Source organism: Chitinophaga sp. SYP-B3965 (assembly GCF_009647655.1).
Taxonomy (GTDB): Bacteria; Bacteroidota; Bacteroidia; order Chitinophagales; family Chitinophagaceae; genus Chitinophaga.
On the sequence record NZ_WJFD01000004.1, the window covers coordinates 290,540 to 313,085 of the forward strand.

Genomic DNA, 22,546 nt, shown 5'->3' on the forward strand with positions numbered 1-22,546 from the left:
CTATATGATTGATCTGTGAACATGCCCGTGGAATACGCTTCCGTGGGCTATTTACTTATATTTGCCTTATGCACCCGCTTATCCTGGAAAACATATCCCGCTACGTGACGCTTGATCCGCAAGAGCAGTCGCACTTTTCTGCATCACTGCAACACCGGTCCTTACGCAGGAAAGAATTCCTCCTGCAGGAGGGAGAACTTTGCCGCTATGATCATTTTGTGATCAAAGGTAGTTTGCGCCAGTATGAAATTGATGACGAAGGAAGGGAGCACATCATGCAGTTTGCTTTTGAAGACTGGTGGATAGGCGACTGGTACAGCATGTTGACCGGTACACCTTCTGCTTACAATATTGATGCACTGGAAGATACGGAAGTACTGCTGATAGAAAAGAACCGGCTGGATCAGCTCTTTTTGGAGATCCCCAAACTGGAAAGATATTTCAGGATCATCATGCAGCATGCGTTTGTAGCGCAGCAAAGGAGGATCCTCTTCCTGCAGAAAACAGCAGAAGAACGATATGCGGATTTTTACAGCCGTTATGGTCATTTTGAACAACGGGTACCACAACAGCAGATTGCTTCCTACCTGGGCATTACCCGCGAAACACTGAACCGGGTTAAAAATAAACAGTGATATATATCACAGATTGGCGGGAAAGGTTACGCCAATTTTGCACCATGTTACATACCATCTTCTCAACAGACAACAGCTGGACGGGTCTCATCCTCCGGCTTACATTAGGAATTGTTCTTTTCCCGCATGGTGCACAAAAAATGTTCGGCTGGTTTGGCGGCCCCGGCTTTTCCGGAGAAATGCACCATCTTACACAACAGGCCGGGCTGCCGGGTTTCGTTGCCGTTTTAGTGATCTTAATAGAATTCTTTGCTGCCCTGATGCTCATAGCCGGAGCCGGGACCCGCATTGCCGCAGTAGCAGTGATCGGTTTGTTCATTGGCATCATCTGGCAGGTGCATGCCGGCATGGGCTTTTTCATGAACTGGTTTGGGACGATGCCGGCAGGGCATGAAGGATATGAGTACCACTTACTCATCATAGGGCTTGCCATTGCACTGCTATTCAGCGGTGGTGGCCGTTTTTCCACAGATAACTTATTTTCTGTAAATTGATGTACAGAAAATATGAAGATTCTAATCATTGAAGACGAACAGGCATTGAGTAAAAGCATTGCTACTTACCTCGCAGCGGAGAACTATACCTGCGAGGTAGCGGCAGATTGCAAAACTGCAATGGATAAAATAGAAACATTCGAGTACGACTGTATCCTGCTGGATATCTCTCTGCCGGACGGGAACGGCCTGCAGGTACTACAAGCCCTGAAGCAGGATCACAAAACGGAAGGTGTGATCATTATCTCTGCCCGTGATTCTATTGACGATCGGATCAATGGCCTTCAGTTGGGCGCAGACGATTATCTCACCAAACCATTTCATCTCTCTGAATTAAGTGCAAGGATTGCCGCCGTGATCCGCCGCCGCCGGTTTTCAGGAAGTAGTATCCTGGATGTGGGAGGCCTGGTGCTGGATACACAGGCACGCACGGTAAAGGTGAACAATCAAACAGTAGACCTCACCCGCAAAGAATACGATCTCTTATTATACCTCATCACCAACCGTAACCGCGTTATTTCGAAACATGCTATTGCGGAACATTTATCCGGAGATGGGGAGGGGCTGTTTGATAATTATGATTTCATCTATGCCCATATGAAGAACCTGAAGAAGAAACTGTTACAGGCCGGATGGGAGGATCAGATCAAAGCAGTTTATGGTATGGGTTATAAAATGGATGTGCCATGAAGCTGCTGAATAAAACGGTGCAATATTATTTCCTGCTTTCCGTAGTACTGCTGCTGGTAGCGGTACCTGTTTTTTATTTTGTGCTGAAACGCATTGTGATTGCCAATGTGGATGCGCGTTTGATTGAAACCAAAACCCAGCTCATACCACGTTTGCAGGTAATGGAAGTACAACCGGGTAATAAACCGCCGTTACTGGATAATGATATTACATTGGAGAAGTCCGGCAAGCCAGGTGCAAAGGATTCTCTCTATACATCAGATAAGGGTACTTACCGCCTGCTTACTTCTTACCTGGTGATCAATCAGAACACGTATCGTTTACAGATCAAATCTTCACTGGCTAATCACCAGGCGCTCATTACGAGTATTATTATTTTACAGGTACTATTGCTTTCCTTACTGCTGGCGGGTTTGCTGATGATCAACAGGAGCCTAGCACGACAGGTATGGAAGCCCTTTTATAATACGCTGCGCAAACTGCGCGCGTATAAAGTAGATCATGCAGAACCTTTGCAATTGCCGCATTCCGAGGTGAATGAATTTGAAGAATTGAATACAGCAGTAGAGCAACTCGCAGAACGCAGCAGGAAATCTTATGTAGCGCAAAAGGAGTTTGCAGAGAATGCTTCTCATGAAATGCGTACGCCACTGGCTATTTTCCAGGGGAAGCTGGAACTGCTTATGCAAACAATGCCACTTACAGAAGAACAGGCTACACTCATTACAGATATGGCTTCCGCCAGCCAGCGGATGGCAAGACTGAATAAAGGACTCATCCTGCTTACCCGCATTCAGAACGGGCAATTCCCTGAAACGGAAGATGTGTCTGTTAAAAAAATGACGCTTCACTTACTGGAGCAATACCAGCAGCAGATGGATCAAAAGGAACTTACGCTGGAACAGCATTGGGAGGAAGATCTGCATATTACAGCTAACCCTACATTGGTGGAAGTGCTGCTGAGTAATCTATTGGTGAATGCTATCCGGCACAATCTGAAAGGTGGCCAGATCATTGTAAAACTGGCTAATGGAACATTTACAGTACAGAATACCGGCCAGCTGTATGAGTTGAATACCAACCGCCTTTTCCAGCGGTTCTCTAAAAGCAGTGCTGATGCGGAAAGCATGGGGCTGGGGCTGGAGATTGTGAAAAAGGTGTGTGACCTGTATGAGTTTGAGATCAGCTATGCGTACGAGCATCCCCTACACAGTTTCAGGGTTCGAATGAAGCAATAAAGACAAGCGCCTCCGGCGGGGTTTTTTAATGAAAATCGCGCCGTGTTTTTATGAAACCATAAAAAACGCCCGGAGGGCGCTTTTTATATAATGATTGCGCCGTGTTATAACGAAACCAGAAAATAATAAAGTTTGTTTAAATGAAGCCCAAAAGCGCCCTCCGGGCGTTTTTTTAATAACAATTGTGCCGTGTTATAATGAAACCAGAAAACAATAAAGCCTGTTTAAATTAAATCATAAAGCGCCCGGAGGGCGTTTTATTTAAATATTCTAATGAAACGTTAAAACCCACCCACCTTCCCAATTATTCAGAATGTATTCAGAATGCCCCGTGAATTTTACAGTAATCAATTAAAAACTGGATACTATGAATAAAAAATTCACATTTGCCGGAATAGCATTAATTGCGGCAGGGGTTGCAGGAGGGTACGCTATCAGCGCTACTACCCATCAGCCTTACAACAGTATCTTACAGGATGATCCCAGGCCCCTTGTTCAAACTTCTTATACCGGTTCCGCTGTAGCAGCCCAACCGGTAGATTTTGAAAAAGCAGCAGGTACGGCAGTTCCTTCTGTGGTACATATCAGAACAGTCGTTAAGTTCAAACAGGCCAACGTGCAGCAACGTGGCCAGCGGGGAGACAATCCCTTCGGCATGGACGACGACATGTTCCAACGTTTCTTTGGTGGTGAAGACGGTCCCCGTCAATTCCGCCGCCCGGATCAGAAAGCTTCCGGTTCCGGCGTGATCATCAGTGAAGATGGATACATCGTTACCAATAATCACGTGGTGGATGGCGCAACGGAAGTAACCGTAACGCTGAACGACCGTAAGAATTACGCCGCAAAAGTAATTGGTACAGACCCAAATACAGACCTGGCATTGGTGAAGATCGATGCAAAAGGTTTGCCGGTAATGCCTTTGGGTAATTCAGACGAAACGAAACTGGGTCAATGGGTATTGGCCATTGGTTATCCGCTGAACCTGGATGTAACCGTTACACAAGGTATCATCAGTGCCAAATCCCGGAACATCGGCATCAACAGGCAAGGTTCTGCTCCCATTGAAGCGTTCCTGCAAACAGATGCTGCCGTAAACCCTGGTAGCAGTGGTGGGGCATTGGTGAACACCAATGGTGAACTGGTAGGTATCAACGCAGCGATTGCTTCCCCAACAGGTTCTTATGCAGGGTATGCTTATTCCATCCCTTCTAACCTGATGAAAAAAGTGATCGGTGATATCATGAAGTTTGGATCAGTACAACGTGGATACCTTGGTATCAGCATGGCGCCTGAAAACCTGGAAGATGCGCAAAGAAAAGAATTAGGTATCGGAGATAACGGGAATGGTGTATATGTAGCAGATACTGACCCAAGTGGTGCAGCAGCTGCAGCAGGTATTAAGAAAGGAGATGCGATCATAAAAGTGAATGATGTGGCGGTTACTTCCAGTGCACAACTGTCTGAACAGATAGCCCGTCAGAAACCAGGAGATAAAGTGAGCCTTACTTATGTAAGAGGTGGAAAGGAAAGTGTGGCGAATGTTATATTGAAAGGAAAGATGGGCGCTATGGCCAGCCAGATGGCTGCTGCGGTAGAAGCCCTCGGAGCAGAACTTAAACCACTCTCCCCCGAAGAAGCCAGGAAACTGGGTATCGCCGGCGGATTACAGGTAACGGATATAAATGATGGTGTGTTAGATGCACAAACGAATATGAAGACTGGATTTGTGATCACGAAGATTGGAGGGATTCCGGTGAAGAACCTGGATGAACTGAAAGCGGCGCTGCAAAAACAGAATGGGAATTTTCAGATCGAAGGTACTTACCCCGGTAGTGGAAATGTTTATTACTACGGGATCAATGATTTCAACAAATAAGGGTTTAAGGATTAAAACTGAAAAGGCTTCTTCATTTTTATGAGGGAGCCTTTTTTTTATTGTTCCTTAAAGATGTTCTCTATCACTTCTTTCAACTCCTTTGGCTGCAGGGGTTTCTTCAATAACCTTACCACCAGCGGATTAGCGTTGGTGCGGGAAATATCGCCAAAGTCCAGCGAAGAGGAAACCATGATGATGTACACCTGGTTCTTGATCTTCTGCGGATAAGAGTCAAAGGACCGCAGGAACTCAAACCCGTCCATTTCCGGCATCTGGATATCCAGGAGGATCACGGTAGGAGGGATGTGCGGCAACGTGATATTACTGGACAGGAATTCCAGCGCTTTGTTGGCATTACTGAAAGCGAGGATCGTTCTGCTGATCTGCTGAATGGATATCAGCCGTTCATGCAGTAGCAGATCGATGTCGTTATCATCTATTAATATGACGCGCAGATCAGGTATCGAATTCATTTCTGTTTGGGATAGAAATTTCAAATTGAGTGCCTTCTCCGTAACGGGAATCAACACCGATGGTTCCACCGATCTTGCTTAATGCCTCTTTTACAATGTATAGACCAATGCCGCTTCCGGGTTTGTTGTTATTCTTGGACCGGAAGAACATTTTAAAGATATTGCTCAGGTGCTCACTGAGGATACCGATCCCGTTATCTTCTATGCGGATGGTAGCCTTATGGGGTTCTACTATAACTATCAGGTTCACCTGGGGATAAGCCTCTTCCGGTTTCTGATACTTAACGGCATTTGAGATGAGATTGTTCAAAATGACACTTATTCTAAAGAAATCTCCCTTAAATGGTACATGCTGATCGATCTTCACCTTGAAGCTGATGGTGGTGTTCTGATGTTTGAAGGTATCTATGCAGTCATTGATGAGCGCTTCAAAGTCAATCTTCTCATATTCCAGGTCCAGCCGGGAATTGCGGTAGTATTCAATGATCTTTTGTATGAAGCTGTCCAGCCGGGTAATGCAGACCTCTATCATGTTCATGTAGCCCTGAGGGTCTGTGAGGCTTTGATCCAGCCGGCTGAGGTTGATGATGCCCTGTACGCTCATCAGCGGCGCCCTGAGATCATGGGAAGTGGAGTAGATGAAGCGGTTCAGCTCATCGTTGGTTTTTTCCAGTTCTGCCACTTTTTCTTTGAGCTGCTTCCTGGCGGAATAGATCTCGTAGGCATTATTGATGGTTTTGAACAGTTCATGTTCATCCCATGGTTTCTTGATGTAGGAGAAGATATGGCCTTTGTTAATGGCGTCTATGATGTCTTCCACATCCGTATAACCTGTAAGCAATATGCGGATAGGGTCAGGTAAAAGGTCCTTGATCTCATTGAAAAATTCTACTCCCGTGGTAGTAGGCATCTTCTGATCCGCTATGATGATATGTACTTCTATTCCTTTCAGTACCTGCATGCCTTCCGCAGCAGAATTGGCGGTATAGATTTCATAACTCCTTCTGAAGTTAGCGCGAAACGCATTTAGGTTATGTACCTCATCATCGATGTACAGTATCCTGATTCGGTTATTTTTCATTGAGGGTCTATTAGTTAGGACATATGACTCTGAATACTTGGCACATTCTGCGGTAAATATATAATAAATTCCGTTCCTATACCCGGAGTCGATTCTACCAGTATTTTACCGTGATGTTTCTCTATGATGCTGAACACGATGGACAGGCCCAATCCTGTTCCTTCACCTACATCTTTCGTTGTAAAGAAAGGTTCAAAGATCTTCTCTTTCACCTTATCCGTCATACCAATACCCGTATCCCTGATCCCGATGCTTACCTGTTTGTTTTCCATCAGGCGGGTGGTAATGGTGAGTTTTTCATCTCCCTGCACCGGCTTCATCTTAATAGCATTCAACGCGTTGTTGATGATATTGAGGAACACCTGGTTCAGTTTGCCGGCATAACATTCAATCTTGGGCAATTCCCCAAAGTCCTGCACGATGGTCACATTTTTAGGCATGGTATTACGCAGTAACACCAGCGTGGAATTGATCCCTTCGTGAATATCAACGAATTTCAGATCACTTTCATCCAGGCGGCTAAACGTTCTCAGCCCTTTTACGATCTCTGCCGTACGGTTGGCGCCATCTTCAATTCCTTTGATCAGGGAATCTATTTCTGTGTGTACGTATTCAATATCTATCTGTTGCTTGTATTGGTCAATTTCTTTCAGCTGCTCCGTTATATCTCCGTTGGGGGCTAAAGCTTCGTACCGTTTCAGCAGGCTTTTGAGGTCTTCAAAATCCAGCTTCAGGGGTTTGATATTGGAGGTAACGAAGTTAATGGGGTTGTTGATCTCATGTGCAATACCGGCTGTGAGCTGACCGAGTGAGGCCATCTTTTCAGATTCCACCAGTTGTGTTTGTGCCTCTTTCAGGTTGGTGAGCACTTTGTTTAGCTCTTTATTACTGGTTTGCAAAGCTTCTGTTCTTTCCTGCACTTTGGCTTCCAGTATAACGTTCTGCTCGCGCACGAGCTGTTCATTTTCCTGGGATACCAGCAGGGCCATGGCCTGCGATTCTTCTTTCTCTTTCCGGTAGATGTTGATCTTATTGGCCAGTGCAAAGGACAGCAGGGTTACTTCCGCTGCGGATCCTACTTGTAGCGCGTAATAAGTAAAGTCATTATAAGGCAGCACATTAAAGTTCCGCATCACGAACACCACTACACTGGTGAGGAAGATACCCCATGCTACCAGGAAGTACCGGGCAGGGATAAACCCTTTGATGCTTACTTTAATACCCACAAAGATGGCGAGTAAGGAAGCAAACATCGCAATCATCTGAGACATCATGTTGGCAATGAAGAACTGATCCATGAACATGGGGATCAGGCAAAGCAGGTAAGCTGCTACCACGCCATTGAGGATGTTATGCCCTGTTTTATATTTCTCACGTGTATGCAGGAACGACTGAATGAATATAGCTGCCGTGATGCCATTGAAAATGGGTATCAGTAAAGTATCGTGTGTGGCGAACCAGAGATTGTTGGGCCAGAGGAAACGGAAAGTATATCCTTGCTGCGATGCCTGTGTAAGTCCTACGCAGATGATGTACCCCACGTAATACAGGTAACTGGTATCCCTGATGGAAATATAGATAAAGAGATTGTACAGCGCCATCACGAGAATGATACCGATGTAGAGCCCAAAGATGAAGTTCCGTTCTGTGTTCTTGAAGTTCATGGTGGTTTCCACCCCCAGGTAAACCGGCAGCTGTGCCTGTTCTCCGGCCCTCACTTTAAAATAGAACACACGGCTTTCGCCTTGTGGTATTTCCAGCGGAAAGATATAGTTCTGATGATTGTAAGGACGTTCGTTAAAAGGTTTATACTGGCCAAGGGCTACTTCTTTATAACCACCGCCGGGTTGCATTTCATACAGTGTGATCTCATCAATGGTAGGATATTCCACTTCCAGCAGCAGCACGCGCACATCTGTTTCATTCGTGATGGAAAACCTTGCCCAGTGAGTGAAAGCAGAGATCTGAAGGTTGGGTACAGCCTGACCTGAAGGTTTGAAGGGCTGTTTGCCGATGTCGTTTATGGTAAGTTTGCTGGTACTGTCCTGGTATAGATCTAACGATGCTCCAATTTGCATGAGTTTGGAGCTATCCTTGAATACAACGGGGTCGCCTGCTTTGGAAAACTGGCACCAGAGCAGGCCAAAGAATACTAGAACGAAAAAGCGTATAGGCATTGGAATACGAAATTGAACATTAAGTTACTGCGCTTTGCGCAGCAAACATAATAGTTTATACCCATTGCGGGAGTCCGAGCTGATAATTTACTTCAAATGATCCTTTGGGGCCGGTCTCTACCCGTATCTGGTTAGGGTTTTTTCTCAGGTTATAAATAAGTTCTCTTTCGCTGGGATCCGCGCTGGATACCTCATGCACGTCTCTGATAATCATAGCGGTAGCCACAAGATCGTCCTTGGGGTAATAGAACACACCTTCATTTCCAAGGGAGGTATCGATCACTGCGCCAACTCGTTTGGCCCCCCGGGTAGTGATAGGAGCACAAAGTACGTGTACATTATCTACGGGCAACTGGGTCATGAGTGCCACGCATACTCTGCTGAGGATGAGACTTCCGATGCCCATGCCTGCTACTTCCTTGGAATTCCATAAGCCACAGATCTCGGCGCTGCCGATCTTTACATCTGAGTAGATCTTTGGATCATATTTACCGATAGCCAGTTCGATAGGCAGGGGTAATACGCCGTCTGCCATTTGTACCCGTGCACCGCCATAGGTTTTCGTGCCGGTATCATCCTCTACGATCACCACTACGGTGTTCTTGTGAGAGATCCAGTCCACGTTGCCGGACGTGATCTTATTGATGCCGAAGTAGATCTGTAATAGCTTGCTGTGGCCCTCATAGAACCGCATGCAAGCTTCCGGATCATCCGGCGCCATAAAAGCCCTAACATTTATCGATGCACTCATTGATTGCTCTTTTTATTTACCGGGGGCATTATTGAATGAGTTGATCAAAGTCCACGTAATACCTGCCTGATGATTGTAACTGACCTAACAGGATCCTTCTGCAGGTATCTGCTACAAGTGCGCCACCTAACATCACAGAAGATGCCAGTTGTGGCCAGGTGGTGATGGTTTTGCCGATCTCTCCAAGGGATTGTTTCATCCGGGGGCTCATATCTTTTATACCAGCCATAGGGCCCAGGATGGGTATCTTTTCCTCGTTGGTGAGGTTGCGTAATACACTCAGGTCTGCAATGTCCGGGATCAGACCATGCAACAGGGGGTAATCTTCTTCCAGGTCGTACCGTTCAATATCCAGCATCCCTCTGTCGTTGGTATCCATCACTACAGGGATCTTCAACGCTTTGGCCCTGATCCTGCTAAGGATCTTAACATCCACACCATCGCATTCTTCCACAAGAATATCCAGGTTACCACCTTCCGTAAAGAAACTGTGCAAATTTTCTTCGGTGGCACCATCCGTATAACACTTCACTTTAATGAAAGGATCCAGTTCCATGATCTCCCTGGCAGCTATGATCACTTTTGGAAGACCCAGGTTAAAAACACCGGTACGAAGCCGGTTAAGATTGGTAAGTTCAACGTCATCAAAATCTGCCAGCCTCAGCTCTCCACAGATCCGCTCCATGGTCAAAGTTAAGGCAATCGTTTGCCCTACGGACAATCCAATTACCCCAATTCTTTTGCGACCCAATATGTCGCGCTCTTCTATGGTTATTTTCTGCAGGTTGCGCGAGGTGCGCATCGCAATAAACTCTTCTTCATCCAGCAGGTGTACAACTTTGCCTGCCCATGGATAATATACCCATACACCATAATCTTCCGGGGTTATATTCCCCAAATGCTTTTCTACGGCGGCGGTTGACTCTTCTGCCGTTAACGGGCGTGACGGATGCCTGCTTTTGATCAGCTCTTTTAACTGACTCTCTAACTGATCATACACGCTGATCTGAGGATTATCCTGCAATAACTTCAGCAGGGCCTCCTTCTCCTCCGGTTTTGCCGGGCGGTAAAAAAATGGCAAATAGGTCAACGGCTCATGCCTTGTCTTCTGTACGCGATCCTGAATCATCATGCTGCTTCTGGACTTGATTTACTAGGTGAATAATTTTGCCTGTCTCGGTTCTCTTTTTCTTCTTGTCAGGTTAATTTTTACGGGCCAAAGTATAAGGAATCACCAAAACCATGTCCACAAAAGGAAGATGCGTTCTCCCTTTATCCTTTCAATATTTAGAAATAATAACGATTTACTAGTTGCCTACAATGCCAAAAACAACCGGATTAAATAGCTGGACCGGTTGAAATCAGGATGGCAGATTGTTATTTCAAGTTGTGCTAAAATCAAATTTTTCCTTCTCCTCTTCAGGCGAAGTGAGCAAAACAGTCGTTTGCCGGTAAGATTATTCCAACATTCAATTCTTGATGGGGATGGACGAGAGCCGGCGGGTGCCGGTAAGGAAAGTACAGGGCGGCATCCGGAGCCTTGCTGACCGGGGCAGGGCAGGGCCTTCTACCAGGGATATTTAGCTTCATTGTTAGAAAATGATTAAATACTACTACAACTACACATGAATAGAAAAGTAAAATAGCAATTAATTTCAAATTAAACTATAATCTTCTTCTTTATTTTCATCATATCGCAAAAGTAAGGATAATATGATATTATGATAATTATGCATGTTGCAACGCATGTTTTAAAGTTGGTGTAAAATTTGCGCTGAATTAGCTGCTATCTTTTAGATTTGTAGCATTAATAACAAACATATGCATAAAAGAGAATTCCTCAAAGTGGCTGGTCTGGCCGGTTTGGCTGCAATGGCCGATCCAAAAGGACTGTTTGCCGCAGAGAATAAGAAAGCCCTGCTGGCCGAAAAAGCGCCTTTTTCGCTGCCCGCACTTTCCTATGCAACAGATGCCCTGGAGCCTCATATCGACAAAATGACGATGGAGATCCACCACGACAAACATCATGCTGCGTATGTGAAAAACCTGAACGATGCGCTCAATGGTTCCCCATTGGCCAGCCAGGACCTGGAGCAGATCCTCGCAAAAGTCACAGCTAAAGAAGCCGCTATACGTAATAACGGTGGTGGACATTACAACCACAGTCTTTTCTGGACACTTTTGAGCCCGCAGAAAACCACACCTTCTGCAAAGATCTCAGCGGCTATCAACGAGGCCTTCGGTTCTTTCGAAGCGTTCCAGACAAAATTCAATGATGCGGCCAAAACGCAGTTTGGTTCCGGCTGGGCATGGCTGATCGTGAAGAAAGACGGCAAACTGGCGGTGATCAATACACCTAACCAGGATAATCCCCTGATGACGGAGTTAGTGAAGGAAACGGGTACACCCATCCTGGCACTGGACGTTTGGGAACATGCTTACTACCTGAAGTATCAGAATAAACGCCCTGATTATGTGGCTGCCTTCTGGAATGTGGTTAACTGGAACGAAGTAGAGAAAAGATATAATGCAGCTAAAAAGTAGCTGTTAGAATTAACTGTTAAAAAGGCCCCGATAGTGAATCGGGGCCTTTTTATTTGGATGATATAACTCCTTTATTTGGATGATAAAACCTCTTTGATTGGATGGTATAACTTCGTTATTTGGATGATAAAACCTCTTTAATTGGATGATACAACTCCTTTAATTAGATGAGATAACCTCTTAATTGGATGATACAACTCCTTTAATTAGATGATAAAACCTCTTTAATTGAATGGTAGAACTCCTTTAATTAAATGATAAAACCACCGCCGGAGGCGGTGGTCATGTTTGCAGGCTGCGCCAGTATTTTTTCAAACCTAACCCCGCCAACCCTCACCGAAGGTGAGGGTAGTTTACTTTCTTTTGAAGAAAGGGTAGTTTACTTTCTTTTGAAGAAAGGGTAGTTTACTTTCTTTTGAAGAAGGGGTAGTTTACTTTCTTTTGAAGAATACAAAACCATTCTTTTCCCCGATCACTTCCAGGTTAGGATGTACCCGCCATGGATCTGCATTCGTGATCCGGCAGATAAAGTAAGCTGGTTTATCTATAGCGCCTTCCAGCAGCCATTTGTTGTCTTTCTTATTGTCCTTATAATATTCAGGATTGGTACTTGGCTGTTTTCTGGTATAATACAGGTGCGCATAACTGTGATAGCTCAACGGCTGCACATATACATCCTTCCCCACAAACGATTGAAAATATTCAATAGCCGCTCCCTGTGAGAATTTCTCCACTTTGGGTACAAAGTGCAACACCGTTACTTCCAGCATCAGGATAGTGCTGATAAAAAGACAAATAATACCCTGTTTTACTTTTTTAGAAAACAGCAATACACAGCTCACGATCACGAGGATCATATACGCCAGCCCATAACCCATCTCTCCAAAACTGAATGGCACATCCGCTTCCAGGTTGGCACGCGCAAAACGATCTCCTATATGAGGGATCAGCTCCTGCTTGTAAATACCTACCAATGGCAGCAGTGCAATGGCCAGGCCCAGGAGAATACCGATCACCATAATAAAGCTGATGTTCCAGCCCTTCAGGGTGAACTTTCCTTCCAGTAACCGGTAAACCTGTACGGCTGCCAGGTAACTCAGCGGGAAGTAACAGAGAGAAGAGTAGTGAACGATCTTTGTTTTAACAATAGAGAACAGGATCAGTACTACCCAGAACAATACCCACATCCATAACCTGAAATCCTTATTCTCGCCGGATTGCTGCAGGTAAATAGATTTTGCGCGGGTGGTTTTGAAATAACTGAAGAGGAAGATGCTGGCAGGAAAACAACCGATCAGCAATACCACGAAATGATAAAAGAATGGTTGATCATGCCCTGCATCCGGTGTGCTGAACAAACGCCACTGGTAAACAACAAACTCATTCACAAACCACCATCCGTGTGAGATGATCTCATAACCAAACCACAAGGCCGTAGTAAGTAAAGAGAACGCTACGATCAGCAACAGGTGAACGATCTTTATCTGGATGCGGAATTTATTCACCACCCAGTACACGATCAGCGCCAGTACAGCAATAAGGAAAGCGGCAGGCCCTTTTGTCAATACTGCCAGTCCCAGGAAGATACCGCTGAAGATAGCCATGCGCGTAGGTTTCGGAGACCAGGTGATGCGCGAGGCAAAATATAGTGCAACGAAAATGAAGTAGTTGAAAGTAGGATCTATGATCCCGGATTTAAAATAGAAATGCGGCAACCAGGAGCCGGCATACACAATAGCCCACCAGAGACCAAACTTTTCATCCACCTGTTTTTTACCGATATGGAAAAAAGTGAGTAAGGTGGCAACACCCACCAGGGCATTAGGAAGGCGGGCAGCAAAATCATTGATGCCAAAGATGTTCATGCTCACTGCCTGCATCCAGATAAATAAAGGTGGCTTTTCCCAGAAAGGCATAAAGTCTATCTGCACCTGGGAATAGTTGCCGGTAACGATCATCTCTCTTGCAGCTTCTGCAAAATTGATCTCGTCCCAGTCAAACAAGTGCGTTGCACCCAGAAAGGGAATGAATAACAGGGCCGCAACGATTGCGATCAAAAGATACTTCATCAGGATGTACGATTTTTGCTTCTCTTCTATTGTTGAGTGCTAAGTTCGCAAAGAAACCTTAATTATTCCGTTATTTAATTAGCAGGCGTTATAATCGTACCATGAATACAAGTGGTGCCCGGCGTTTGACTCTTCTTGTATTCAAACAACCAGTAAATGATCGTACAGAAGAAAGTGCCGATGATACTGCCTGCATATACATCTGAAAAGAAATGCTGGGAAAGATACAAACGGGAATGTGCCGTGCTGAGTGCAAGCAGGAACAGTACCCAGCCCATTTTCTTGTTATCCCACATCAATCCAAGAAAGCAGTACATGGCAAATGCCGTAGAGGTATGCCCGGAAGGGAAACTCAGTCCGCTATGCACACTGATCCAGGGCAGGATATGAAGAACAGAAGGATCTGAAAAATACGAAATGGGTCTTGGTTCATTCACTGCACGTTTCATGAATTGCACGATCAGCGTTACCAGCAGTAAGGATGCGCCGCCCATGAAGAAATTACGCCATTGCCGTTTATAGAGGAAGAAAGCAAGGATGATCCCAAAGAGGGCGCCATTGCCAAGATACGTGCTGATAGTAACGAGTACGTCAGCAATAGGATTGTGTGCGCCATTCACGGTGAGGAATAGCTGGTCTTTCGTAAAAACAGTCAATAGGATTCCACCGATGATTAACCATAACAGGAATGGGATAAAGAAATAACGGTTCTTCGCCACTAGTGTTGCCAGTGTTTTCAGCATGCGTTGTAAGTTGTAGGTCCGTAATGTGTGTTATAAATATTTAGTAACTGTAGTTATGCGCTTATCTCGTGTTTCTTGCGTTTAGTCTGTATATAGTTTTTAAAGCGTTTGTAAGATCTGAAATAGAATTCCTGGTTAAACAGGTTAGAATCATTCATGGCTTTTACCACCAGGAATATAGCAATAGGTAACAGGACTATATTGGCCAGCCACATACCACTCCAACTTGCCATCACATCATTCCTTGACATTTTCTCACCCAACATAAAGAATATATTGAAGATCACAAAGAATATAACGGCAAAAACGAGCGGAGTACCTAAGCCACCTTTACGAATAATTGAACCAAGCGGCGCCCCGATGAGGAATAAAACGATGCAAGCCACTGCCAGAGAGAACTTTCGTTGCCATTCCACTTTGTGCAGCAATAATCTTTTATAGTTTTCAGTATAATCCTTTGCGGTAGTATTCAGGCTGCTTTCTGCGTCCCGGAGGCTTGATTCCACCCTTTCCAATACATAACGTTTGGATTTTTCAGGGATGATATCGTAGAAAGCACTGGTTTTTAAAGGAGGCGCTTTAGCCAGCCAACCCGTGTCTTTCCATTTATAGAAAGGATAACGGGTTGAAATATAGGCGCTTGTAGTACGGCCGTAGGTAGAATCTACCCGGTAAATGGAATCAATAGCTTTATCCAGCTGGCGGATATTCAGCATTTGCTGGTTGGAGGCAAACGCATTCATGTCCCAACGGCTGAAGGCAAACGAAGCCAGGTCAAAGGGCATTTTGTATTTCTTGAAACCTACCCTTATCAGCTCACTGTTTCCGGAGCCGCGGGCATCACCCTTATCCTCAAAACGCCAGCCGTTGAACAGCGTAAAGTTCAGGTAACGTTTATCCTGTGAAAGTTCCATGATCCCTTTTTCTGCCATGATCACTCTTTCATTGCGGGAGGTGGGTGTACGGTCATAGATCATCACCTGGTGAATGGTCTTATTGTCTGGCTCCTTGCGGCCTATTTTGATCACGTAATTGGGAATGTCCGTATAGAATACACCCTGTTTGATATTGAAGGCCGGTTTGGATTGTGTGATATCGAATAAGAGGGATTTTGAACGAAGGTTGGCGATGGGAATGATATAATTCGAAAACAGGAAGGCGAACAATGCAATGATGCAGGAGAGGATGAAGAGGGGCCTGATGAAACGCAGCAGGGAAATACCGGAAGATTTGATGGCCACCAGTTCAAAGCTTTCACCGAGGTTCCCGAAAGTCATAATGGAAGACAACAGTACGGCCAGTGGCATGGCCAGTGGAACCAGCCCTGCGCTGGTATAAGCCAGCAGTTCAATGATCACCGGTGTGTCCAGTCCTTTCCCAACCAGGTCATCAATGTACTTCCATACAAATTGCATGATCAGCACAAACAGCGTCACAAAAAATGTGGCGACAAATGGCCCGAAGAAGGTTTTTATGATGAGTTTATCGAGTTTCTTCACAGTGGGTGAATCAAAAATAAAAATGAAAAATGTAAAACTGCCTGATATTCAATATACTTTTGTATCCTGCAGCACAAAGTTAACACGATTCCGGTAAGCTCCACCCTCTGGACTTATCAAAAAAGCGTTAAATTATTCATATGAACCAATATCAGCTGGACAGCAAAGAACTGAGCATTGTAACGGATGCGGAATGGATACTGCATAAGAACCGGATCATTGAAAAGGTATTTCAGCTTTTCGGGGCTTTGCAGGTGGCCATGGCAGCTGATCCTGTTATCTCCACTTTCCCGGTGGAAGCAGCCCTTTCCCCGAAGATCTCCAAAGGGGAGAATTACCAGGGGCTGCCGTATGTGATCCTGGATTACCCGCGTCTTTTCAGCCGCGAGAATATCTTTGCCTGCCGCACCTTTTTCTGGTGGGGGAGGTTCTTCAGTACTACTGTACATCTTGGCGGAGAGTTCCTGGCTCCGCACAGGGCCACACTGCTGGCTTCGCAGGAGATCCTGGCAGCGGACCACTGGTATGTTTGCATACAGGACGATCCCTGGCAGCATCACTTTGAGGCAGATAACTTCCAGACCATTGCCTCCCTTAAGCCGGAGCAATGGGGAAGCCTGGTAGAAAAACCTTTTGTGAAACTGGCTAAAAGGTATGCGTTACAAGAATGGGAAAAAATAATTGATAAGGCCGTGGCTGCTTACGCGCCACTGCTGGAATTGCTGAACAGGGGGCCGGTTTAATTGCCGATACGGTGAAATAGGTCTTTTATCTGGTAATTCCACAACTGACTTTGATCTGCTACTTCTTTCTTCTCAGCAAAATCTTTTATTGTAAGTATAGTCATGTTCGTTACTTCGGATATCTGAATACTAAATTCAAAGTATTCTCCTTTGGGGGCGTGCAGCCAGCGTAAGCGGATGCGCTCATCTGCCTGCTGCTCCAATATCTCTGCTTCTTCTTCTGAGGAGCCATTCCATGAAAAAGAAAAAACATTATCCCTGAAATCTACTTTATCCGCAAACCATTCCTGAAGGCCGGCCGGGGTTGATAGAAATTCAAACAGGATACCTGGGGAGCATCTAACCGGATATTCTAACTCATATTGCACTTTCTTTGACATCGCACAGTATTATTATAAAAACTAAATCATCTGCATGCAATTATAGAAAATAATTTAGTCTAACAAAGGAAATTTTAATTTTTTTTTGATATATTAACTAATTCATTATCAAACGTGGGTTTATTTTGAAATATGATCTTTCTGCGTTATGTATATCCCGCTTTTTTATTTGGTTATTTCCCCAATCTCCTCAAATCATGTTAAAACAGTGTCAGTTCACGTTAAAATAATATCATATCCAGAATATTATCGCCCACAATCGATTTAGCTTAAAAAGGATTCAACAGGACTATATTTTTTTTGGCCAGCATCTAAAAAAAGTTATTTTTGTCTAGCATTCTTCTAAATTAACTTTTTTTTAACCTGTAACTGTTCCCGTGCTATGTCAATGCGCCAACTTAAAATCACGAAGTCGATCACCAATCGTGAGTCTCAGTCGTTAGAAAAGTACCTGCAGGAGATCGGCAAAGTGGATCTCATTACGCCGGAAGAAGAAGTGAACCTGGCCATCCGCATCAAGCAGGGTGACCAGCGTGCTTTAGAGAAGCTAACAAAAGCAAACCTGCGTTTCGTAGTGTCTGTTGCAAAACAATACCAGAACCAGGGCTTATCCTTAAGTGATCTGATCAATGAAGGCAATCTCGGCCTTATCAAAGCAGCACAGCGTTTTGATGAAACCCGTGGTTTTAAATTTATCTCCTATGCAGTTTGGTGGATCCGTCAGTCTATCCTCCAGGCGTTGGCAGAACAATCCCGTATCGTACGTTTACCGTTGAATAAAGTTGGTTTGTCCAACAAGATCAGCAAAGCATATTCCCAGTTAGAACAAGAATTTGAAAGAGAGCCGTCTCCGGATGAGCTGGCTACTATTTTGGAAATAAATACAGAAGAAGTGGAAGCCACCTTAGGTGTAGCTGCCCGTCACGTATCCATGGATGCGCCTTTCATTGACGGAGAAGATAATTCTCTGCTGGATGTACTGGAAAATCCAAATGCCGTTAGCGCAGATGAGGAACTGGATCATCATGATTCCCTCCGCCGCGAAATTGAACGTTCTCTCTCCACCCTTACAGACCGTCAGAAAGATGTGATCATGCTGTACTTCGGTATTGGCGTAGAACATCCGATGTCCCTGGAAGATATCGGCGAGAAATTTGGCCTGACCCGCGAACGCGTTCGTCAGATCAAGGACAAAGCGATCACTAAACTGCGTACCACCTCCCGCAGCAAGTTGCTCCGCAACTACCTGGGAGGCTGATAAACAGCGTTAAAATATTGTAAATGAGGGAGTCAGGTGCAAACCTGGCTCCTTTTTTTATTTAGAAAGGGCTTCTTTCTTAAAAAACACCTACCCCAAAAAAAGAAAAAGATCCGCCCTTTCCTGCGCGGCAAGTGCCCTGGTGGCAGAGAGGTTTTTTCCCTTTAAGAAAGAGATTCTTTCAAAAAGCCAATTACCCCAAAAAGAGAAAAAACACCGCCCTTTCCTGCGCGGCAAACTCTCCAGAGAACGTATTTTCTTGCCTAAGAAAACTCTCCTGCCAATAAAGAGGGCTATTATTTCATCAATAGAAGCTTCATCCCGGCTCTATCCTCCTATATCCCTATATCACTGAAAGCCCATTCCTATAACACTCCTATAGCATTCCTATATCGTTTGGATATACCTATGCTATAGGAACGATATAGGAATGCTATAGGAGCGATATACCTGAGTATGGAGATCAACGGTAGATAAAGCCACTATTTTCAGTGAAAACAGCCACCTTTCTGCTTTTTTTTAACTTTTGCTTTTGAGAAACCTTATTTTTGCACTCCCGGTGAATATTTCCGGGTTAACTTTTACTATTTAGTATATGTTTGAATCATTATCGGAGCGGTTAGAGTCAGCCTTCAAGCAGCTTAAGGGAGAAGGACGCATTTCTGAGATCAATGTGGCAACTACCGTGAAGGAGATCCGCCGGGCATTGGTAGATGCAGATGTGAACTATAAGATCGCCAAGGAATTTACCGACAGGGTAAAGGACAAAGCCCTCGGAGAAAAGGTGATCACCGCCATTTCCCCCAGCCAGCTGATGGTGAAGATCGTGAAGGACGAACTCGCAGATCTGATGGGCAACACGGAAGTGGAACTGGACATCAAAACCAACCCCACCGTGATCCTGATCGCCGGCCTGCAAGGTTCCGGTAAAACCACTTTCTCCGGTAAACTCGCCAATTTCCTCAAAACACAAAAGAACAAGAAACCCTTACTGGTAGCGGCGGATATTTACCGCCCTGCAGCGATCGACCAGTTGAAAGTACTCGGCGGCCAGGTAGGGGTAGAAGTATATAGCGAACCTGAGAACAAGAATGCCGTACAGATAGCAGAAAACGCTATCAAACACGCAAAAGCCCAGGGCAACAACATCGTGATCATCGATACCGCCGGTCGTTTGGCTGTAGATGAGGTGATGATGACCGAGGTGGCCGATATCAAAGCCGCCGTGAAACCACAGGAGATCCTTTTTGTGGTGGATGCTATGACCGGCCAGGATGCCGTAAATACAGCCAAAGCGTTCAACGACCGCCTGGACTTTACCGGCGTAGTATTAACGAAATTAGACGGTGATACCCGCGGTGGTGCGGCGTTAACCATCAAATATACCGTGCAGAAGCCCATCAAGTTCGTGAGCATGGGCGAAAAACTGGATACGCTGGATGTGTTCTATCCTGAACGGATGGCACAGCGGATCCTGGGGATGGGAGATATCACCACCCTCGTAGAAAGGGCACAAGCGCAATTCAACGAGGAGCAGGCTAAAAAGCTCGAAAAGAAGATCCGCCAGAACCAGTTCGATTTTGACGATTTCAAAGAGCAATTGCAGCAGATCAAGAAGATGGGTAGCATCAAGGACCTGCTGGGTATGATCCCAGGGGTGGGTAAAGCGGTAAAAGACCTCGATATCAGCGATGATTCCTTCAAAGGCATAGAAGCTATGATCAATTCCATGACCCCCGCAGAAAGGGGCAATCCGGACCTGATAGATGGCAGCCGCCGGAAACGTATTGCCAAAGGAGCCGGTAAGGACATCACAGATGTGAACCAGTTCATGAAGCAATTTGAGCAGATGAGACAGATGATGAAGATGATGAACAAAATGCCAGGTGGGGCTAAAGGCCTCAAAATGAGAGGTTAAACAGGTTGACAAATGATAAAACACCTTGATTTGTAAGGGGTTAATTTATCATTCACAACCCTTGAAAGATAATCAGCAAATGAAAAGTTTTTGAGAATTTGAATTTTAGGACTACATTTGCTGCCCGATTGAAACAATTTTTATTCACTAACAACTCGCACCAAATAACTCGACTTATTTATGCCAGTAAAGATCAGATTACAGAGACACGGCGCTAAAAAGAGACCTTTTTACTTTATCGTAGTGGCTGATGCCCGCGCGCCAAGGGATGGTAAATTCATCCAAAAGATCGGTACATACAATCCTTTGACTGTACCAGCTTCTATCAACATCGACACGCAAAAAGCATTACGCTGGTTGCAGAAAGGTGCACAACCTACCGATACTGTTAGACGCATCCTGTCATTCAAAGGTGTACTTTACCTGAAACACCTCCTGAGAGGGGTTAAACTCGGATTGTTCGATGAGCCAACTGCTTACACTAAGTTTGAGCAATGGCAGGCAGACCACGAAGAAAAAGTATCTGCTCGTCGTGAACACCAGAAGAGAGCTGCCCGCGCAGTAACTCCTATCGTGAGAAAAGTGGAAGATGCTCCTGCTGCCTCAGCTCCTGAAGCTGAAGAAGGCCCTGCAGAAGCTTAATTCTTCAAATACCATATTGCAAAAAGGGAAGATTTGTTCGCAAATATTCCCTTTTTGCTTTTTAAAAGGCATCCTTGAATGGCTAATTATTTCAATATCGGGAAACTCGCTGCCGCTTATGGTACAGACGGGGAATTCATTCTCCGGCACAGCCTGGGAAAGAAAACTGCCCTGAAAGACATCACAGCGGTGTTCGTCGAAGAACGCAAGGATAGTTTCATGCCTTACTTCATTCAGAAAGCCAAAGCCAAAGACACGGAAAATACCTATATCAAACTGGAAGGTATTGATACGCGGGAAGCTACGCGGATACTGCTGCAGAAAGGGATCTACCTGGAAGAAGCAGACTTTAAAGGCCTGGCTTCCGCCGATGCACCCTTATCCCTCTTAGGTTTTAAGGTAGAAGACAAGGAAGCCGGTTTGCTGGGTGAAATTGAGGAGATCATTGAAATGCCGCTGCAGATCCTGGCTAAGGTGATGTTTAAGGAAAAGGAGATGTTACTCCCGCTCAACGAACAGACCCTGCTGAAGGTAGACAAGAAACAACAGATCGTATACCTGGAACTGCCGGATGGCCTGCTGGACATCTATTTAGGGAAATAAACCATTGATCATGCGGATAGACATCATTACCGTATTACCGGAACTGCTGGAAAGCCCTTTTGCACATTCTATCATGAAACGTGCACAGAGCAAGGGTTTACTGGAAGTACACGTGCATCATTTGCGCCAGTATTCCACTTTTCGCCAGAACCAGGTGGACGATTACCAGTTTGGCGGCGGCGCCGGCATGGTGATGATGATAGAGCCACTGGTGAATGCCATAGAGGCATTGCAAAAGGAAGTGACCTACGATGAGATCATCTATCTCACACCGGATGGCAAACCTTTTAACCAGCGGATGGCCAACGGGCTTTCCCTGAAAGGGAACCTGCTGCTGATCTGCGGACATTACAAAGGCATAGATGAACGCGTACGGGAGCATTTTGTGACCCTTGAGGTATCCATCGGGGATTTTGTACTCTCCGGGGGAGAACTGGCCGCAGCGGTGATGGTTGATGCCATAGGGCGTCTTTTACCCGGTGTGCTGAATGATGAAACCTCCGCTTTGTTCGATTCCTTCCAGGATAACCTGCTGGCGCCTCCGGTGTATACCAGGCCGGAAGAGTTCCGGGGATGGAAAGTACCGGCCATTTTACTGAGCGGGGATCACCGGAAAGTAGACGAGTGGCGGCATGAAGAGGCCCTGAGGAGAACAAAAGAGCGCCGGCCGGACATCTTAAGCCATGATTAGCAACTAAAATTTTTTAAAAACAGCGAAAAGGTCTTGGT

The 22,546-nt window shown here is 45.3% G+C and carries 21 protein-coding genes; 12 read left to right on the forward strand and 9 right to left on the reverse strand.

The window, feature by feature from the left end; translation table 11 throughout:
• Positions 1 to 68 precede the first annotated feature (68 nt).
• The 5 genes from GFS24_RS22260 (at position 69) to GFS24_RS22280 (ending at position 4,936) form a co-directional block, all read left to right on the forward strand.
• The gene (locus tag GFS24_RS22260; RefSeq protein WP_153663409.1) at positions 69 to 635 is read left to right on the forward strand and encodes a Crp/Fnr family transcriptional regulator; all 567 of its coding nucleotides are present in this window, start codon (positions 69 to 71) and stop codon (positions 633 to 635) included.
• Between the two features lie 44 nt (positions 636 to 679).
• Positions 680 to 1,129, forward strand: coding sequence for a DoxX family protein (locus tag GFS24_RS22265; RefSeq protein ID WP_153663411.1), 450 nt, complete (start codon positions 680 to 682; stop codon positions 1,127 to 1,129).
• Between the two features lie 12 nt (positions 1,130 to 1,141).
• Positions 1,142 to 1,819 (forward strand): response regulator transcription factor, encoded by a 678-nt coding sequence (locus tag GFS24_RS22270; RefSeq protein WP_153663413.1) that lies wholly within the window; start codon positions 1,142 to 1,144, stop codon positions 1,817 to 1,819.
• Entirely contained in the window at positions 1,816 to 3,057 is a 1,242-nt protein-coding gene (locus GFS24_RS22275; protein WP_153663415.1) for a HAMP domain-containing sensor histidine kinase, read from the forward strand. Before GFS24_RS22270 ends, GFS24_RS22275 begins: the two co-directional genes overlap by 4 nt.
• 367 nt (positions 3,058 to 3,424) lie before the next feature.
• Positions 3,425 to 4,936 carry a trypsin-like peptidase domain-containing protein gene (locus GFS24_RS22280; RefSeq protein ID WP_153663417.1) on the forward strand — a complete coding sequence of 504 codons (1,512 nt, stop codon included), beginning with the start codon at positions 3,425 to 3,427 and terminating at the stop codon, positions 4,934 to 4,936.
• Between the two features lie 56 nt (positions 4,937 to 4,992).
• Here the strand turns inward: GFS24_RS22280 and GFS24_RS22285 are convergent, their stop codons facing one another.
• From GFS24_RS22285 to GFS24_RS22305, 5 genes are read right to left on the reverse strand one after another with little or no spacing between them, the layout of a single operon-like run.
• On the reverse strand, positions 4,993 to 5,409 hold the full coding sequence (locus GFS24_RS22285; protein ID WP_074240852.1) for a two-component system response regulator: 417 nt from the start codon (positions 5,407 to 5,409) through the stop codon (positions 4,993 to 4,995).
• On the reverse strand, positions 5,393 to 6,490 hold the full coding sequence (locus GFS24_RS22290) for an ATP-binding protein (RefSeq protein ID WP_153663418.1): 1,098 nt from the start codon (positions 6,488 to 6,490) through the stop codon (positions 5,393 to 5,395). Before GFS24_RS22290 ends, GFS24_RS22285 begins: the two co-directional genes overlap by 17 nt.
• A gap of 14 nt (positions 6,491 to 6,504) precedes the next feature.
• Positions 6,505 to 8,667, reverse strand: a complete 2,163-nt coding sequence (locus GFS24_RS29355; RefSeq protein WP_153663420.1) for a 7TM diverse intracellular signaling domain-containing protein — start codon at positions 8,665 to 8,667, stop codon at positions 6,505 to 6,507.
• A 55-nt stretch (positions 8,668 to 8,722) separates the two neighbouring features.
• Positions 8,723 to 9,418, reverse strand: a complete 696-nt coding sequence (locus GFS24_RS22300) for a hypothetical protein (RefSeq protein ID WP_153663422.1) — start codon at positions 9,416 to 9,418, stop codon at positions 8,723 to 8,725.
• A gap of 28 nt (positions 9,419 to 9,446) precedes the next feature.
• On the reverse strand, positions 9,447 to 10,550 hold the full coding sequence (locus tag GFS24_RS22305) for a ThiF family adenylyltransferase (protein ID WP_153663424.1): 1,104 nt from the start codon (positions 10,548 to 10,550) through the stop codon (positions 9,447 to 9,449).
• 740 nt (positions 10,551 to 11,290) lie between these two features.
• Here GFS24_RS22305 and GFS24_RS22310 point away from each other — a divergent pair.
• On the forward strand, positions 11,291 to 11,962 hold the full coding sequence (locus GFS24_RS22310) for a superoxide dismutase (protein WP_253906570.1): 672 nt from the start codon (positions 11,291 to 11,293) through the stop codon (positions 11,960 to 11,962).
• Between the two features lie 431 nt (positions 11,963 to 12,393).
• Here the strand turns inward: GFS24_RS22310 and GFS24_RS22315 are convergent, their stop codons facing one another.
• The 3 genes from GFS24_RS22315 to GFS24_RS22325 all read right to left on the reverse strand — a co-directional run bounded on the left by GFS24_RS22315 (position 12,394) and on the right by GFS24_RS22325 (position 16,273).
• A complete protein-coding gene (locus tag GFS24_RS22315; RefSeq protein ID WP_153663428.1) occupies positions 12,394 to 14,031 on the reverse strand; it encodes a glycosyltransferase family 39 protein in 1,638 nt (545 codons plus the stop codon).
• Positions 14,032 to 14,105: 74 nt separating this feature from the next.
• Positions 14,106 to 14,774, reverse strand: a complete 669-nt coding sequence (locus GFS24_RS22320; RefSeq protein ID WP_153663430.1) for a phosphatase PAP2 family protein — start codon at positions 14,772 to 14,774, stop codon at positions 14,106 to 14,108.
• 53 nt (positions 14,775 to 14,827) lie between these two features.
• Positions 14,828 to 16,273, reverse strand: a complete 1,446-nt coding sequence (locus GFS24_RS22325; RefSeq protein ID WP_371731302.1) for an LptF/LptG family permease — start codon at positions 16,271 to 16,273, stop codon at positions 14,828 to 14,830.
• A gap of 140 nt (positions 16,274 to 16,413) precedes the next feature.
• Here GFS24_RS22325 and GFS24_RS22330 point away from each other — a divergent pair, with 140 nt between their 5' ends.
• Positions 16,414 to 17,016: a hypothetical protein gene (locus GFS24_RS22330; RefSeq protein WP_153663432.1), complete on the forward strand. Its 603-nt coding sequence runs from the start codon at positions 16,414 to 16,416 to the stop codon at positions 17,014 to 17,016.
• Here the strand turns inward: GFS24_RS22330 and GFS24_RS22335 are convergent.
• Positions 17,013 to 17,396 (reverse strand): START-like domain-containing protein, encoded by a 384-nt coding sequence (locus GFS24_RS22335; RefSeq protein WP_153663434.1) that lies wholly within the window; start codon positions 17,394 to 17,396, stop codon positions 17,013 to 17,015. The genes GFS24_RS22330 and GFS24_RS22335 overlap by 4 nt on opposite strands.
• 388 nt (positions 17,397 to 17,784) lie before the next feature.
• Here GFS24_RS22335 and GFS24_RS22340 point away from each other — a divergent pair, with 388 nt between their 5' ends.
• The 5 genes from GFS24_RS22340 (at position 17,785) to trmD (ending at position 22,508) form a co-directional block, all read left to right on the forward strand.
• Positions 17,785 to 18,654, forward strand: coding sequence for an RNA polymerase sigma factor RpoD/SigA (locus GFS24_RS22340; RefSeq protein ID WP_074240841.1), 870 nt, complete (start codon positions 17,785 to 17,787; stop codon positions 18,652 to 18,654).
• Positions 18,655 to 19,249: 595 nt separating this feature from the next.
• The gene (gene ffh, locus GFS24_RS22345; protein WP_153663436.1) at positions 19,250 to 20,572 is read left to right on the forward strand and encodes a signal recognition particle protein; all 1,323 of its coding nucleotides are present in this window, start codon (positions 19,250 to 19,252) and stop codon (positions 20,570 to 20,572) included.
• A gap of 180 nt (positions 20,573 to 20,752) precedes the next feature.
• Entirely contained in the window at positions 20,753 to 21,214 is a 462-nt protein-coding gene (rpsP, locus tag GFS24_RS29375; RefSeq protein WP_153663438.1) for a 30S ribosomal protein S16, read from the forward strand.
• A 78-nt stretch (positions 21,215 to 21,292) separates the two neighbouring features.
• The gene (locus GFS24_RS22355; RefSeq protein WP_153663440.1) at positions 21,293 to 21,817 is read left to right on the forward strand and encodes a ribosome maturation factor RimM; all 525 of its coding nucleotides are present in this window, start codon (positions 21,293 to 21,295) and stop codon (positions 21,815 to 21,817) included.
• A gap of 10 nt (positions 21,818 to 21,827) precedes the next feature.
• On the forward strand, positions 21,828 to 22,508 hold the full coding sequence (trmD, locus tag GFS24_RS22360) for a tRNA (guanosine(37)-N1)-methyltransferase TrmD (protein WP_153663442.1): 681 nt from the start codon (positions 21,828 to 21,830) through the stop codon (positions 22,506 to 22,508).
• The last annotated feature ends 38 nt before the right edge of the window (positions 22,509 to 22,546 follow it).